We start from the raw sequence: 15,834 nt of genomic DNA on the forward strand, positions 1-15,834 counted from the left end.
TTCGAAAAGCCCGAATTCTAACGGTGGAGGACACAATTGCGGCTTTCGCCTTGCGACGGGCAGAATATGCGCATGGAGAGCCCCAAGCGTTACGAGATCGCCATCACCACGCGCACCGAGTTCGTGCCCGAACAGTCGGACGAGGCACAAGGCCGGTACGTCTTCGCCTACACCATCACCATCCGAAACACCGGGACCGTCGCCGCCAAGCTCGTCAGCCGGCACTGGATCATTACCGATGCCAACAATCACGTGCACGAGGTGAGGGGAGCGGGTGTCGTCGGAGAACAACCTACGATCGAGCCTTCCCAGCAATTCGAATACACCAGTGGAGCCGCGATCCTCACCCCCGTGGGAACGATGCGCGGCAGCTACCGGATGGAGGCGGTCGACGGGCATGTCTTCGACGCTGTCATTCCCGAGTTCATCCTGTCCATGCCACGGGTCCTCCATTGAGGATTGAACACCCCGAAGAGAAGATGGGCGTCAGCCGTTCGGGCGACTGGACTGCTTGACGTCAGTCACACCCTCCTTCACTGCGTGATCGGAATTGCCGCCCCTTGCTGCCGTGCGTGGCCATGTCCACCACACGATGAACAGGCCGATGAACAGAGCGAGTCCCGCCTCCAGCAATAGCCATCCCATGCTTCTTCTCCCGAAGGCCCCGGCCCCGGAAGGGCACGGGCACCTCATGAGCCTTGATCGTGCGGCACGATGTGCAAAGTTTCTCGAACGCCTGCGATTCGGAGTTTTCGCCGGGTTCCTGATGGCACTCGGTACCGGGTGCACGACACCACGGATGGAGCGGCCCACGATCCGCCAAGCTCCCGGCCCGCAGGCGGCAGCTCCAGCGATCGTGAAGGCGGAGTCCGGTGGCGCCGTGCCGATCGTAAAGCTGATTCCGGTTACCTATGCAGATGTACCTGGCTGGGGGGAGGACGATCATCTCCCCGCCTTTCGCGCGTTCCTGCGCAGTTGCCCGGCAATCACGACAGGCGAATCTTGGCGACCCGCTTGCACGGCCGCCGCAAGATCCCAGGTTGAGAGTTCCGAGTCGGCCCGGCAGTTCCTCGAACGCACTCTTGTCCCGCACCGGGTTACGAGCCCTGACGGCAAGGCGCAGGGCCTCCTGACCGGATATTACGAACCGTTGCTGCGCGGGAGCCGTACACCTTCCGGGCCCTTCCAGGTACCCGTCTACTCTACCCCGGACGATCTCGTATCGGTGGATCTGTCCTCTGTCGCCCCGGAAACCAGGAAGATGCGCCTGAGAGGACGGGTTGTCGGCAGGAAAATCCTTCCATACTGGTCAAGAGCGGAGATCGACGAAGGCGCAGCTCCGTTGACCGGCAAGGAAATCGTCTGGGTAGACGATCCCGTGGATCTCTTCTTTCTTCATGTCCAGGGGTCAGGAAGAGTGCAGACCGAGAACGGCGATGTGGTGCGGCTCGGCTATGCAGACCAGAACGGGCATCCTTACCGGTCGATCGGGCGGTTGCTTGTTGAGCGAGGCGAACTTACCGCGGACCAGGCATCCATGCAGGCCATCAAGGCGTGGGGCAGACGCCACCCGGATCGCCTTGCCTCCCTGCTGGCCGAAAATCCTTCCTACGTATTCTTCCGCGAACTTCCGCCCAGCCTGGAGGGTCCTCCGGGTTCGATGGGTATTCCACTGACCGGGGGGAGAAGCATCGCAGTAGATCCATCGGCAGTGGCGTTGGGCGCGCCGGTGTTCATCGCCTCCACGATGCCCGGCTCCGGCAAGCCTCTTCGACGTCTCACAGTCGCCCAAGATACCGGAGGGGCGATCAAAGGCGCCGTCCGCGCCGACCTGTTCTGGGGTTTCGGGCCGGAGGCGGAAGAAATCGCAGGCAGAATGCGCGAGCCTTTGGAGATGTGGGTACTGCTGCCGCGCGCGGATGTGCCATGAGGAAGACTAGAACTGGACCTGCCTAGACCCAATTCGCCCACCCGGACATGCTCGTGAAGCAGACGACGGATATTCCTTCTCGCTCGTGACTCGACCGTCTAGGGCGATTTGGTCGAGTCGGTCTTGGCTTCGAACGTGACTTCGACGGGAATCCGACTCTTGACGGGACGGCCGTTTCTCTGGCCGGGAGCGAACAATGCGCCTTTGAAGCTTTCCACGGCGGCCTCTTCGAAATAACCCGGAGGCTCCGCGGCCAGGACCGTGACGTCCGTCACAACGCCCAGTTCATCGATGTAGAGAAGTAGCGTGACGATGCCACTCACGTTCATCCCCGCGGCCTGTTCCGGATACCGTAGATCAACTTCGGCGATCGGGCGGGGAACAACATCCAGAAGCCGGGCCGGCAAGAACTCCGGATCCTCTATGTGGGGCACCTCGATTGTGCGGGAAACCGGTTCGCTCTCGCTAACCGCAGCCGAGACCTCCGCGGCCTCGGCACCGGACTCCGCAGGCACGTCGATCGGCACAGGAGGCTGTTCCGGCACTGAAACCGCTTCCTTGGATGCAGGCCCGCCAGGTGCAAGCGTGTCCGTGCCGCTCGACCCATCCGCAAAGCCAACTGCCTTTTGTTCGCTTGTCCCGGGGACCGACACCCGCGTGGCCGGGTCTCGAGCAATGACGACCGCCAAGTACGAGCTCGGCGCAGATCGCCGATGGGGCGCAGAAACTGGCGCCTCGAAGAACACCGCCAGATGGGCTCCTGCAGAGAAGAGGATCGCCAGCCCAAGACGAGAACCAGGCCCGAGGCTCACGAACGTTGGCGAATCGTCACTCCGTACCGGCATCCGACCGGACAGATCCGGAGGTCACTTCCCGGCCGAATTCGCCAACTGCGCTTCCAACTGGCTCACATTGAGCGCCGCAGCGATTCGTGTCCCGTCGGAGAATACAAGCGTAGGCGTTCCGTTGATGCCTTTCTTGCGGCCCAGTTCGGCAAGCTCACCGACAGGATTGTTGCAGTCTCCCTTGGCAGTCGGCGAAGTACCCCGGAGCATGTAATCGTCCCAAGCCTTGAGCCGGTTGGGCGAACACCAGATTGCGCGCGCGCGTTCCGGAGCCTTGGGATGCAATTGCTCGAGAGGATAGAGGAAGATGTAGATGGTCACATCGTTCAACTTCTCGAACTCCTGCTCGACACGTTTGCAGAACGGGCAGTCAGGATCGGAAAAGACGGCAATCTTGCGTGCCCCATTGCCCTTGACCTTCTTGATCGCTCGGTCGAGTGGAAGGCTTTCGAAATCGATGGCAGTCAGACGATTCCGGGTTTTCTCCGTGATATCAGTCATCGTCTTGGTTTCGACGAGACTGCCCTGGAACATGAAACGAAATTCCTCGTCCGTGTAGACGATGATCGGTTCGTCGCCTCGGGCAATGACGATCTCGTAGAGGTTCAAGTCGGGCAACCGCGTGACGCTTTCCACGGAAGACTTCGGGAACCGGGCGGAGAACGCCTTTCTGACGGAAGCCTCGTCGGCATGACATAGAGCCGAAGCAAGCATAAGCAGGGGCAAGGCGCGCGCGAATGTCGAAACGGTCATGCTCGTGAGCTCCGTTATTGTCTGGATGGAGAATGGGTACGGCGGTTGGACAGCTCAAGCCAGTGCATGTTGCGCAAGCGCCCTTCGAATCATCGGCACACGGCCCGTCAGGCTCAAGCCCAGATTTCGTAGTGTCGGCACTCCCGGCGACCGGCTGGAAAACAACCTCTGGAGACCGTCCGTGACTGCGATCATGCCTGAGACGTCCTCCCTTCTCGTTCGTTGATATCGGCGAAGCAGCGAAAGGCTGCCGCAATCCCTGTCCGCGCCACGGTTGGTCAGAAGGTCCGCCAGCGATTGGACATCTCGCAAACCCAGATTGAGTCCCTGGCCGGCAAGCGGGTGGATATTATGGGCAGCATCCCCGATCAGTACCAGTCGAGGCGCGATGTAGCGAGCGCAGTTCAGACGACGCAACGGAAAACTCGCCGCGGCTGTAATGGACGTCAGTTCCCCGGCAACGCCCTGGAAAGCTTGGCTCACGGCGGCTGACAAAGCCTGAGGGTGCAAATCAAGCAGCTCCTTGGCCTTGCCCTCAGCAGCCGACCACACCATGGAAACCCGCCTTCCAGGAAGCGGGAGCAACGCCAGGATGCCGTCTTCCCTGAACCACTGTCTGGCGACACCACCATGAGACAACTCTGACTCGAAGTTGGCCACGACGGCAGTCTGAGGATAGATTCGAACGTCGCAAGGAATGCCGCTCCATCGACGAACCCATGACCGAGCGCCGTCCGCTCCCACTACCAGCCTCGCGGTGATCGCCGCGCCGTTGTCCAGGTCGACCCGCATGTGGTCCGCGGCCTGCTCCATGGCAACCGGCCGGGCCGGGATCTTCAGTTCGATTCCTGACGACCGCGCCTTCCGGTGGAGCGCCTCGGACAGAAGTCGGGACTCGAGGATGTACGCAAGAGCTTCGACCCCGGAATCCATGGCCTCGAAGCCGAGAACACCTCCTGCGTCGCCTTGGATGCGCATCGAACGCACCGGCTGGATCCGGTCGACCGGCAGACTCGACCACACCTCCACCCGTTCCAGGAGGCTCCTGCTGCCCGGACTGATCGCGTAGATGCGCGGGTCCCAGGATTCAGGCGGTCTTTCACCGGCCGCAGATAGGTCGGCTCCCACGAGAGCGACGTCCAGCCCCCCGCGTGAAAGTGCAAGTGCGGCCGTGGCGCCGACCAAACCTGAACCGATGATCGCTACATCCCGCACGGTCACGTCGTGCCCGTGGCGAACAGCCAGCTTGCGTAGGTTGACAATATCGTATCCGGTCAGTAAATTTTGCGCCCCTGTCGCGAGACACGTGGCGAATTAGCTCAGTGGTTAGAGCAGCGGAATCATAATCCGTTGGTCCGGGGTTCAAATCCCTGATTCGCCACCATCCTTCCCTCGAAGAGTTCACGCTGGCGCGTATGGTCCAGATTCCCGAGAAGTCTGCCTCCATGCGTCGCCGATGGCTCCTCACGACAGCCGGGGCGCTGCTGGCTCCGCTCTGCGCCAGTCCCGCCCGGGCATTCCGCGTTCTGCCCCAGAACGCAGCATTCGGCATGTTGGAAGATCTGGCCCCTCCGTTCATCAAGATCAGCGGCAAGACTTTCCGGCTGGCGCCGGGGTCCCGGTTCCGCGACCGAGACAATCGCATCCTGGTTCCCGTCTCGGCGCCGCGTTCAGGCAAGATCGCTTTCACGCTGGATCAACTCGGACAGGTTCTCGGCATATGGCTTCTGACGCCGTCGGAGATTGCGGTCTTCGAAGCTCGAGACACGGCTCGCTGACCCTGCGATCGATGACACAAAAGGTCTATATCAAGACGTTCGGCTGTCAGATGAACGAGTACGACTCGGACAAGATGTTCGACGTTCTTCGGGCAAACGGCGGATTCGAGAAGACTGACGATCCTTCCGAGGCTGATCTGATTCTGTTCAATACCTGCTCGGTCAGGGAAAAAGCGCAGGAGAAGGTCTTTACCGACTTGGGACGAGTCCGGCAATTCAAGACAGCACGACCGGAAGTATTGATCGGCGTGGGCGGATGTGTTGCCAGCCAGGAAGGGGCCGGCATCGTTGCGCGAGCTCCGTTTGTTGATCTGATCTTTGGCCCACAGACACTTCACCGCATTCCGCAGATGTTGAACGCTCGACGCAACTCGGGCCGCCCGCAGGTCGATGTGTCGTTTCCTGAGATCGAGAAGTTCGATCACCTGCCCCCACCCAAGGTTGAGGGAGCCCAGGCATTCGTTTCCATCATGGAAGGCTGCAGCAAGTACTGCAGCTTCTGTGTGGTGCCGTACACCCGTGGAGAAGAAAGTTCTCGCCGCTTTGACGACATCCTGACCGAAATCGCGGACCTCGCCGATCAGGGTGTGAAGGAAGTCACGCTCCTGGGACAGAATGTGAACGCTTATCGGGGGACAATGTCTGATGGCGAGTCTGCGGACTTCGCCCTGTTGCTCGAGTACGTGTCGGAGATTCCGGGGATAGAGCGCATCCGGTACACCACATCGCACCCGAAGGAATTCACGCAACGCTTGATCGACGTATACGCGCGACTACCGAAACTGGTGTCGCATGTCCATCTTCCCGTGCAGTCGGGGTCGGATCGAGTGCTCATGGCCATGAAAAGAGGGTACACGGCTCTTGAATACAAGTCTGTGATCCGACGCCTGAGATCTGCCAGACCGGACATCTGCATTTCGTCCGATTTCATCGTAGGTTTTCCCGGGGAGTCCCGCTCCGACTTCGAACAGACGCTTCAGCTCGTGGAGGACGTTGGATTCGATGCGAGTTTCAGTTTTGTCTACAGTGCTCGCCCCGGTACGCCCGCCTCCTCGCTTCCCGATCCGGTGCCAAGAGACGACAAGCTCCAGTGGCTGCAAGTCCTTCAGGCCAAGCTGGAGGAACACGCACAATCGATCAGCCGGTCGATGGTGGGAACTCGCCAGCGCGTTCTGGTGGAAGGGCCTTCCAGAAAGGATCCCAGTGAACTTGCGGGTCGGACGGAGAACAACCGGATCGTCAACTTCGCCGGAAATGCACGTCTCGTCGGCGCATTCGTGGACCTCGATATCACTGGAGCCCTTCCGCACTCGCTGCGTGGTCGACTCCCGTTGTCGGGGGACGACTGAGGTTCAGACAGAGACTCGCTCGAAATCAGCTTCGATCCAGTGGACAACGATCGGCGCGCCCGACTGTGTGGTGTGCTGGACGAGAATGTGCGGCAGATCGAGAACGCGCTGGATGTGAACATTGCTCGTCGAGGCGATGTTTTCCGGATCTCTGGCGATTCGATGCAGACACAGCTGGCTGCAGATGTGCTCAGGCGCTTCTACGATCGCGCCGATGCCGACCTCTCCGTAGAAGACGTTCAACTGGGACTCATTGAGTTCGGCCGTGGCGAACCAGTCCAGCAGGACGAGCCCGTCCTTACGACCAAACGTCGCGATCTCCACGGCCGTACCCCCACACAATCCGAATACCTGCGCGCTGTGCTCGCGCACGACATCACCTTTGGCATAGGCCCTGCCGGTACGGGCAAGACGTATCTCGCGGTGGCCTGCGCGGTGGACGCTCTGGAACGGGAGGCGGTGAAGCGAATCGTCCTTGTTCGTCCTGCCGTCGAGGCGGGGGAGCGACTAGGATTCCTTCCGGGAGACCTGACTCAGAAGGTGGACCCGTACCTGCGCCCCTTGTATGACGCGCTCTATGATCTGATGGGATTCGAAAAGGTCGGCAAACAGTTTGAACGGGGGGCCATCGAAATTGCGCCTCTGGCTTTCATGCGCGGACGCACATTGAATCACTCGTTCGTGATTCTCGATGAAGCCCAGAACACCACGCCGGAACAGATGAAGATGTTCCTGACACGCATCGGCTTTGGATCAAAAGCCGTTCTGACCGGGGACATCACGCAGATCGACCTTCCGAAAGGTCAAGAAGAGCGGCCTTAAGGAGGCTCAGGAGGTCCTGGCCCAGGTCCGAGGCATCGCATTCACAAGATTCACATCCCATGATGTCGTGAGGCATCCGCTCGTACAAAGGATCGTGAATGCGTACGAGTCGTTCAACGGGAAGAGCGACGCTGGCTAGTGGGCAGCAAGCGGCAGAAGAACGTGCAGGTGGAGTTCCAAGTGGCCACCCGGTGCACGGGCGTCCCTCCCCAGGACATCGTCCTCTCATGGGCAAGAGCCGCAGCCGAGCAGGACTGCCGCGTCACCATTCGGATCGTCGGTCGCCCCGAAGCGCTGGCTCTGAATCAGCAATTCAGAGGGCGCTCATACGCCACCAACGTACTCACTTTCGTGTACACCGACCAACCGCTGACCGACGGCGACATTGCGCTATGTGCCACGGTCGTCAAGCGCGAAGCCCGGGAGCAGGGCAAGCACCCAGAGGCCCATTGGGCGCACCTCGTCATTCACGGGATGCTGCACCTTCAAGGTTACGACCACGAGAACCCGGAGGATGCAGAGATCATGGAAAGCCGTGAAACACAAATTCTTCGCGAACTCGGGTATCCTGACCCATATCGCATAGCGGCTTGAATGCCGCAGTGGGTGCGCCCCTGGCGACCCGCACGTCAATGGAAAGCAACCCTCCGGAAAAGCCTTCCCTATTGGAGCGACTCGGCGCGCTTCTGATGCGTGAACCCGAGGACCGCGATCAGCTCATTTCGCTGCTCCATTCAGCGTTCGAAAGACACATCCTTGATGCAGATGCCCTGTCCATGGTGGAGGGGGCGCTGCAGATGTCCGAACTCCAAGCACGCGACATCATGGTTCCGCGGGCACAGATGGACGTCATCGACATAAGCGAGACTCCAGACGCTTTCGTCCCAAAGGTGATAGAAACCGCGCACTCGCGCTTCCCGGTGATAGACGGATCGAAAGACAAGATCATCGGCATTCTTCTGGCCAAGGACCTGCTCCGTTACTACGCTGGCGAAGAGTTCAATGTGCGTGAGATGTTGCGTCCCGCAATCTTCATTCCGGAGTCCAAGCGGCTCAACGTGCTGTTGAAGGAATTCCGATCGACACGCAACCACATCGCGATAGTCGTGGACGAGTATGGCGGCGTCTCCGGATTGCTCACCATAGAGGATGTACTGGAGCAGATCGTCGGAGATATCGAAGACGAATACGATTTCGACGAGACTGAAGACAACATCGTCTCTCAGGCCGGAGGCAAGTTCCGCGTCAAGGCGGTCACCGAAATAGGTGATTTCAACACCGCGTTCGGGACCGAGTTCAGCGACGAGGACTTCGACACTATCGGCGGCCTTGTCGTGAACGAATTCGAACGCGTGCCGAAGCGGGGCGAAGAGATCACCTTGGCAGGGTTGCGCTTCAGAGTGCTGCGCGCCGACAGCCGCCGTGTCCATTCGCTGCTGGTGGATCGGCTGCCCGGCGGGGAATGACGTCCGAGGTCGGTCAACGGAGTCAGTGGCGCGGCCGCCTCGCCGCGTTCCTGAGGCGGATCGGTTGCCGTCCTCGGCTTTGCGCCAGTCGGGTGGTTCCCCCTCGCCGTTGCGGTCATTGCTTTCCTGGCGCAGCTCCTTGAACGGGCACCAAGGCGGTCCGATGCGTTCTGGCTTGGATTCAGTTTTGGCCTCGGGTATTTCGGTGCAGGCATATGTTGGATCTACATTGCGCTGCACGACTACGGCGGAATGCCATGGATCCTCGCTACCGGGGCTTTGCTTCTTTTTGCCGGGTACCTCTCCGTCTTCCCGGCTCTAGGCTGTTGGATCGGAGCACACTTCGGTGGCGCTGTCTGGCCTCTGGTCTTCGCGTCCGGCTGGACGTTGAGTGAGTGGTTGAGAGGATGGCTGTTCACTGGCTTCCCCTGGCTCGCCTTGGGGTACTCACAAATTCCCCATAGTCCGCTCGCAGGGTTCGTCCCCTTGCTGGGAGTCTATGGTGCTACGTTTGCCACGACGTTTGTTGGCGCATCTCTTCCGCGCATTCTGAAGGGGCCCGGAAGAGTCAGTTCTCTCGTGGCAGTGGTCTTAGTCGCTGGAACCGGCCCCTTGGTAGGCGCGATTCCCTGGACGGCGGTTGATGGCCAGCCTGTGCGAGTGGCCTTGGTCCAGGGAAACATTCACCAGGACATCAAGTTCCGCGATGATGTTCTGATACGAACCCTCGTGGAGTATGCGCAGGCCGTCGAACAGACTGATGCGAAACTCGTTGTATTACCCGAGACGGCGCTTCCTCTCTTCGTTCACGAGATTCCAGGTGAATACGTGGAGCGCCTGCGCAGGCATGTCACATCCCGTGGCGGAGATCTTGTTACCGGCGTTTTCGAGAACGATCCCCAAGGCAGCGACCGGTATTTCAATTCCGTGATCAGCCTGGGCACGTCTCCCCGACAGACGTACCGGAAGCATCACTTGGTGCCGTTCGGCGAGTTCGTCCCGCTTAAGTCGGTGTTGGGGCCTGTGATTCACGATTGGCTTCACATTCCCTTGTCGGATCAAACCCGAGGGGCATCGCACCAGCAGCCTCTCCTCGTTGCGGGACTGAGAGTCGCCGTCAACATCTGCTACGAAGACGTATTCGGTGAAGAGATCATTCGGCAACTACCGCGAGCGAATGCACTGGCAAACGTGACCAATGATGCGTGGTACGGACATTCGTGGGCGGCCGATCAGCATCTTCAGATCTCTCAAGCGCGCGCCCTGGAAACGGGTCGCTGGATGCTGCGCGCGACGAACACCGGTGTGACGGCGGCGATTGACGCCAAGGGATTCGTGCTGGACGCGCTCCCTCAGTTTCAGAAGGGTGTTCTTTCGCTCCCGGTCCAAGGGCGAAGCGGAGTCACACCGTATGTGCGCCTCTCGAACTGGCCGATCATTCTTGGTTCATCCTTTATTGTCATGGTCTGGCTGATCCATGAAAGGCACGGGAGACGGCGCCGAGAACGGGAGCAGAGTCGATCCTGGTGACGTGGCAAACTAGAGCATCGATTCATCAAGCGGAGACTGGGATGATCTCGAATCTTGTACATTCTATTGCTTTCGCAGCGGTATTGCTGACAGTTTCTGCGGGTGCTGCCGCGAAGCAGCCCGGCATCGTCGGCACCTCAGAAGTGGAACAAGCTCTGGAAAGAGGCGCGATCATATGGGATGTCCGTGCCGAGGAAGACTACCGCCGTGGACACATACCTGGCGCAATCAACATCGATGACATCTTGGCCCAGTTCCGGGAGCCAAAGAGCGAAGACTATCTTCCGGTGAGTCAGCTGGAACGGTTGCTTGCCGAGAACGGAATTGACCCCCGCAGAGAAATCATTCTCTACGGCCCGAAAGCCGCTGTGTCTGCATATTTCGGCATGATCACCTTGCAGTGGCTCGGTGGCACGAATGTAAGTGTCTATCACGGAGGGCTCGACGACTGGAAGGCGGCAGGCAAGTCATTGTCCACTGAAGCCGCCAAGCTTGAAACAGTATCCCTCAGTCTCAATCCGCGCGACGATCTCCTTTTCTCTACCGCGCAAGTCGTTCAACGCGTAGGGCGTCCGGACGTGCAAATCGTGGATGCGAGAACATCTCGGGAGTTCAGTGGTGACGACATTCGGGCGCTTCGAGGAGGACATATTCCGGGGGCGATCAACATTCCCTACGAAACGAACTGGGTCGATCCAGAGACGCCGCGGAAGCTGGCTCGGAAACAGGTCGCGAACAAGGACGGCATGAATCTCAAGCCGATAGAGCAGCTGAAGGACCTGTACGCAGGACTGGATCCGGAGAAGGAGACGATCGTCTATTGTCAGAGCGGAGTTCGTGCATCAAATACCGCCGCCGTGTTGCAGTCTCTAGGATTCGCCAATGTGAAGGTTTACGATTCTTCCTGGTTGGGATACGGCAATACATTGGACGCCCCGGCCGAGAGCGTGTCCTACTTCAACGTCGCGCGGGTGAACAACCTGCTCAATGCGCTTCAGTCAAGAATCGAGGACTTGGAGTCGCAGATCTCCGAACTGAAGACCAGCCACAAGAAATGAGCTTTGGAAGTATCTCACTGCGTCCGAAACTGATCGCGAGTCAGCGACAGCGGTCCCCGTGGTTACGCCTTGAAAACAAGAACGCGCGCCTACGGCGCGCGTCTTCGCGTACCACCAAGAAACGGCCGTTACCCGGTAGTCGTCCTGCGGGCCATTTGACGGCGAGCCCCGAATACGCCAAGGCATGCGGCCGCCAACAGTGAGATCGTGCCTGGCTCCGGCACCGACCCAGGAGGACCGGGGGGCGGGGAATAAACGTCACCTTGCACGGCGAGCAGCTTCAGATAGTCGTTTCCAACATCGCAGGCTTCCGTCACGCCAGTCGTGGCGTCCTTGCACATGCCGTTGAAGCTCTTGTTGTTCAGCACGCTTGTCGTGTTTATGACGGGATTGAAAGTGCCGACCAGCCAATACCGGGAATAGAAATCCCCTGCGGTCGAATTGAATACGCCACTCGCCAGATCGGAAATGTGTTCAACGTGAGTCCAACCATTTCCACCGCTATCCGCAGTGTCGATGGCGGAGTAAGTTTTTCCCAAGAGCGTCGAAGATATGCTGCTTCCGGCTTGAAGCGTCCCGTTATAAGCCAGCAATGTGATATCGGAATCACGAGTAGTACCGTTCAACGAGGTAGGCCAGCCAATCTTGACACCCGTCAGTTTCACCGCTTCATCGAAAACCAAGAGAACCATGTCATAGATGGCCTTGTTGGCATTCGACGTTCTTTGCGAAGAACTCGCAGAGGTGGAATTGCTGTTGGTGCCGTTGTTATCTATCGCATGTTCGGGCTCTGATCCCTCTCCGCCATCGACAGCGTTCGATTGATTCGCTGCCGTTGATGACTTCCCTTGATTGGTAACGCCCACCCCCCCTGAATACACCGTCACATAGGCGCTTTCGATCGTGTATGTCGAGGTGTCGCCGTTAGATGTGGTGGAACTCGAAACGGGACTTGCTCGTTTGGTATTTGCAATTGCGCTGGCCGTAACGTCCGTAGTACCTGCGTTTGGCGTGCAGGTTACGGAAGTGGTGCTGCTCGCAGTGCAAGGGGCACTGCCTGGGGGTGGGATATCAAAAGTCCACGTAGTCGCGGCCTGCGCCCCAAGGGATAGAAGCATCCCCACGAACAGTAGGCCGCCTCGGGAAAGAATCTGCGACATTGTTGGGCTTCCTCTCTGAGGGAATGTGGACTGGGAGTCCGTTTCCGATGTCACGATTCAAGCAATTTGCGAGCCGATAGTTTTTTTTATATAAATCATTACTTTATTTAGAATACTTTGCTCGCTGGCTCCTCGGTGTCAATCAAGCCGACAGCAAGTCTCTACCTCAAGCCAAGTCTGCGTGCCAGCATTCTGGCGTCTTCGATTTCCGGATAGTCTGCGTTCGGACCGATCGCGCTCCCGATTTCATCGACTGCCTCATTGTCCCGCCCAAGTTTCGCCAGAACAGCAGCCAGGTGGTACCGGATCTCTTCGAGGCGGGGATTCCTCAAACGGGCGTCCCGAAGACGGGACAGAGCTGCGTCAGTTGCTCCGGACTTCGCGAGCGCCCATCCCAGGGTGTCCAGAACAATGGGATCTTCGGGGGCTACCTTCGCCGCCTTTTCCGCCGTTTGCACCGCCTTCGCGTACTCTCCCCTACGCATGAACGCGTTCGACAGGCCATTGAGTGACGCCACGTCGCGAGCGTTGACGGCAAGCAAGGCTTCGTATGTACCCTGCGCTGTGGCGATATTTCCTAGACGAAGATGCAAGTCGCCCAAACCGCGCCTGGCCACCAGGTCGTGGGGATGCTCAGCGATCCACGCATCGAGAAACTCGACGGCCTTCGGGCCGCTGCCCATCTTGAGCATTGCAGCAACGTTCCGTAGTGCGTTCTCTGTAGTACGTTCCTTCGTCAGGGCAGAGCGGTAGCTCGCAAGCGCATCGGCAAATCTTCCCTGCCGAAACTGGATGTCTCCAAGCAGCCGGTACCCGGCCGCGCCGCCGGAAGTCGTCTTGGTTAGAGCTCGAGCGCGTGCCTCGGCGGCGGATGCATTACCACGCGCAGACTCTGCCTCGACGAGCAGAATCTGCGCGGGAAGGAGATCGGGATAGATCGACAGGGCCTTTTCCAGACTGTACGCCGCTCCCCCAGGATTGCCCGCGCGCAGTTGCATCGAAGCCACCTGTACATAGCGCACAGGGTCCTTCGTCAATCTATCCATCCTGGCCAGAACCGTCTGGGCCGCCTGAAAGTTGGACATCGCCAGGTGGACTGATGCCTCCGCAGCAAGCACGTCCATGTCCTCTGGAAAATCATTCCCGAGGTTTCTGACCAGATCCAACGCCTTCTGGTGCTCGCCCCGATCACGATACGCTTCAACCAGTCCGATCGAACCAGGCAGATAGCGGGAGTCCATCGTGATCAGTTTCTCGTACCACGCAAGCGACTCGGCCGCCCGGCCTGCTGTGGCTTCCAGCTTTGCGAACTCGTGCATTGCCTGCACTGAACGTCCATTGGATTGCAGGACTGTCCGCAGGCGTGCTCGCGCGCTATCGTGCTTGCCTTCGTAAACCTCCAGCTTGGCGAGGTTGAGAGCTGCAGGTTCAAACGCCGGAGCCAACTGGAGTGCCTTCTCGTACGCGGCTCTGGCCTTTGTGATGTCTCGAGCGGCCATATGAGAAACGCCCAGGACGTTGAGGACATTGGGGTCCTCGGGGTGTCTGAGCGCCGATTTCTCCATAGCCGCGACGGCTTTGCGCGGTTCCCCCGCACGAAGGTACGTCAACGCCAGCACCACCGACGCGCCGCGCTGCCCTGAATCCCGACCCAACACCGAGCCAAGCTGCTCGATGGCGGATTCCGGCTGCCCCACTTGCAGCATGCTCAACGCCAGGGTCGTCTGCAAGGCGGGTGTCGCACCCCGAATGTCGGCCGCCTTTTGGAACAGCTCCATCGCAGCCTGACCACGACCCCTTGCCAGGTAAGCTTCACCCAACAAGGTCAATACTCCCGGGTCGCGGGGTGCAAGTCGGTATGCCGGTTCCAACGCCTTGATGGCCGAAACTGCATCGTTCCGTCGGATATACACAGCCCCGAGCATTCTGCGACCTGGGACCTCGTTCGGGACAATCGCGATGTAGCTTTCCAGATACTTGCGCGCTTTCTCGTACTCTTCGAGCCCAAAATACACGGTGCCGGTCAGCGCGAGAACATCCGGCGCTCGCTGCTTCATCACATCGAGCGGAATGGCGCCAAGGACTTTCGCTGCTCTCGATAGACCTTCTTTCGCACCTGCGATGTCTCCAATGCGGGCCGAATAAACTGCGCGTAGGTAGTTGCTTCGTGGTTCATCGGGATGCTCCTTCCTGAAGAAGTCCCAGTCCGCGGCTGTCTCTCTCAGGCGTCCGGTGGACATGAGCAGGGTCACTCTCGCGATCCGGGCATCCGCATACCGGGGCGCCAGCTGCAACGCTTTGTCGTACGCCTGCAGCGCCTTGGGTGCATCGCCGCTGAAATGATGAATCGACCCAATGACGTACCAGGCACGAGGATCGGAAGGCGCCACTTCGAGCGCCTTGCTCGCAAGCGCCAATGCGTCTTTCTGTTGACCCTTTTCGGACAGCAGATCAGCCAAGGCCAGCTGGGCGAGGACGGAGCCCGGATCCTGCGCCCTCGCCTCCTCCAACGCGGTCGCCGCCATCCCGAGTTCGCCCAACTGCTTGTGCGCCTGAGAGCGGAGAACCATCAACTGCGCCCTTTGGGTACCGATCAACACCTCAGGTGCAAAACGCTCCAATACTTCCCTCGCCTTCCCTTGCATCAAGAGGGCTTGTGCCAGCGGCACGGCCACTTCAGTTCGGTCAATGCCGAGCTTGATAGCACGCTCGAAAGAGATCTCCGCTCCCTCGGGCTGGAAGTTCTCCAGAAAAGCACGGCCGATGAGAACATGCGCCGCCAACATGGAAGGATTGTCCTGCAACGCGTTCTTCAGCTGGATGATCGCCCCCGCCAAGCCCCGGCGGTCCAGCCGTCTCACGGCATCTTCGTAGAAACCGGCCGCGCGATCATTGTTCGCAAATGCACCAAGTGCCCAGAGAAGAAGCAGACTGCAAAGACCAGCGGCAAACAACCTGACCACGGACCTTGACTCCTCCCTCACCGATACTGCTACGGGCCTGGAGGATCTGTACAAAGCGCGAGTTTGTTGGAAGAAAGATACTGTGGTATCCATGCAACCGTAGGATGAGGCAATAATTGTGCAACCGTACCCAAGCGCCATAACCGCTGCCCACGAACGATCTTCATTCTATCCGCCCGC

The 15,834-nt window shown here is 59.3% G+C and carries 14 protein-coding genes, 1 tRNA gene and 1 pseudogene; 10 read left to right on the forward strand and 6 right to left on the reverse strand.

What is annotated here, in order from left to right:
* The first annotated feature begins 72 nt into the window (after nucleotides 1–72).
* A complete protein-coding gene (gene apaG / locus IPK20_03175) occupies nucleotides 73–456 on the forward strand; it encodes a Co2+/Mg2+ efflux protein ApaG (GenBank protein MBK8015808.1) in 384 nt (127 codons plus the stop codon).
* A gap of 30 nt (nucleotides 457–486) precedes the next feature.
* Here apaG and IPK20_03180 read toward each other — a convergent pair whose 3' ends face one another.
* On the reverse strand, nucleotides 487–645 hold the full coding sequence (locus tag IPK20_03180; GenBank protein ID MBK8015809.1) for a hypothetical protein: 159 nt from the start codon (nucleotides 643–645) through the stop codon (nucleotides 487–489).
* A gap of 121 nt (nucleotides 646–766) precedes the next feature.
* On the opposite strand from IPK20_03180, the gene IPK20_03185 reads away from it, so the two are divergent.
* Nucleotides 767–1,930 (forward strand): murein transglycosylase A, encoded by a 1,164-nt coding sequence (locus IPK20_03185; protein ID MBK8015810.1) that lies wholly within the window; start codon nucleotides 767–769, stop codon nucleotides 1,928–1,930.
* A 98-nt stretch (nucleotides 1,931–2,028) separates the two neighbouring features.
* Here the strand turns inward: IPK20_03185 and IPK20_03190 are convergent, their stop codons facing one another.
* The 3 genes from IPK20_03190 to IPK20_03200 all read right to left on the reverse strand — a co-directional run bounded on the left by IPK20_03190 (nucleotide 2,029) and on the right by IPK20_03200 (nucleotide 4,749).
* On the reverse strand, nucleotides 2,029–2,475 hold the full coding sequence (locus tag IPK20_03190) for an energy transducer TonB (GenBank protein MBK8015811.1): 447 nt from the start codon (nucleotides 2,473–2,475) through the stop codon (nucleotides 2,029–2,031).
* Nucleotides 2,476–2,796: 321 nt separating this feature from the next.
* Entirely contained in the window at nucleotides 2,797–3,489 is a 693-nt protein-coding gene (locus tag IPK20_03195; protein ID MBK8015812.1) for a DsbC family protein, read from the reverse strand.
* Between the two features lie 93 nt (nucleotides 3,490–3,582).
* Nucleotides 3,583–4,749, reverse strand: coding sequence for a UbiH/UbiF family hydroxylase (locus IPK20_03200; protein MBK8015813.1), 1,167 nt, complete (start codon nucleotides 4,747–4,749; stop codon nucleotides 3,583–3,585).
* A gap of 87 nt (nucleotides 4,750–4,836) precedes the next feature.
* Between IPK20_03200 and IPK20_03205 the strand changes: the two genes are divergently transcribed.
* The 8 genes and pseudogenes from IPK20_03205 (at nucleotide 4,837) to IPK20_03240 (ending at nucleotide 11,531) form a co-directional block, all read left to right on the forward strand.
* Nucleotides 4,837–4,912: transfer RNA gene (locus tag IPK20_03205), tRNA-Met, on the forward strand.
* 166 nt (nucleotides 4,913–5,078) lie between these two features.
* Nucleotides 5,079–5,306, forward strand: coding sequence for a hypothetical protein (locus IPK20_03210; GenBank protein ID MBK8015814.1), 228 nt, complete (start codon nucleotides 5,079–5,081; stop codon nucleotides 5,304–5,306).
* A gap of 11 nt (nucleotides 5,307–5,317) precedes the next feature.
* Nucleotides 5,318–6,655 (forward strand): tRNA (N6-isopentenyl adenosine(37)-C2)-methylthiotransferase MiaB, encoded by a 1,338-nt coding sequence (gene miaB, locus IPK20_03215; protein ID MBK8015815.1) that lies wholly within the window; start codon nucleotides 5,318–5,320, stop codon nucleotides 6,653–6,655.
* 24 nt (nucleotides 6,656–6,679) lie between these two features.
* Nucleotides 6,680–7,616, forward strand: a pseudogene (locus tag IPK20_03220) (PhoH family protein).
* The gene (ybeY, locus tag IPK20_03225) at nucleotides 7,616–8,071 is read left to right on the forward strand and encodes an rRNA maturation RNase YbeY (GenBank protein ID MBK8015816.1); all 456 of its coding nucleotides are present in this window, start codon (nucleotides 7,616–7,618) and stop codon (nucleotides 8,069–8,071) included. The pseudogene IPK20_03220 and the gene ybeY overlap by 1 nt, the downstream one beginning before the upstream one ends.
* A gap of 38 nt (nucleotides 8,072–8,109) precedes the next feature.
* Nucleotides 8,110–8,943: a CBS domain-containing protein gene (locus IPK20_03230; protein ID MBK8015817.1), complete on the forward strand. Its 834-nt coding sequence runs from the start codon at nucleotides 8,110–8,112 to the stop codon at nucleotides 8,941–8,943.
* A gap of 117 nt (nucleotides 8,944–9,060) precedes the next feature.
* Nucleotides 9,061–10,473: an apolipoprotein N-acyltransferase gene (lnt, locus tag IPK20_03235; GenBank protein MBK8015818.1), complete on the forward strand. Its 1,413-nt coding sequence runs from the start codon at nucleotides 9,061–9,063 to the stop codon at nucleotides 10,471–10,473.
* Nucleotides 10,474–10,514: 41 nt separating this feature from the next.
* Nucleotides 10,515–11,531, forward strand: coding sequence for a sulfurtransferase (locus tag IPK20_03240; protein ID MBK8015819.1), 1,017 nt, complete (start codon nucleotides 10,515–10,517; stop codon nucleotides 11,529–11,531).
* A 128-nt stretch (nucleotides 11,532–11,659) separates the two neighbouring features.
* Here the strand turns inward: IPK20_03240 and IPK20_03245 are convergent, their stop codons facing one another.
* Nucleotides 11,660–12,418 carry a PEP-CTERM sorting domain-containing protein gene (locus IPK20_03245; protein ID MBK8015820.1) on the reverse strand — a complete coding sequence of 253 codons (759 nt, stop codon included), beginning with the start codon at nucleotides 12,416–12,418 and terminating at the stop codon, nucleotides 11,660–11,662.
* Between the two features lie 434 nt (nucleotides 12,419–12,852).
* Nucleotides 12,853–15,654 (reverse strand): PEP-CTERM system TPR-repeat protein PrsT, encoded by a 2,802-nt coding sequence (gene prsT / locus IPK20_03250; GenBank protein ID MBK8015821.1) that lies wholly within the window; start codon nucleotides 15,652–15,654, stop codon nucleotides 12,853–12,855.
* Between the last annotated feature and the right edge of the window lie 180 nt (nucleotides 15,655–15,834).

The organism is Betaproteobacteria bacterium, from assembly GCA_016713305.1.
Lineage (GTDB): Bacteria > Pseudomonadota > Gammaproteobacteria > Burkholderiales.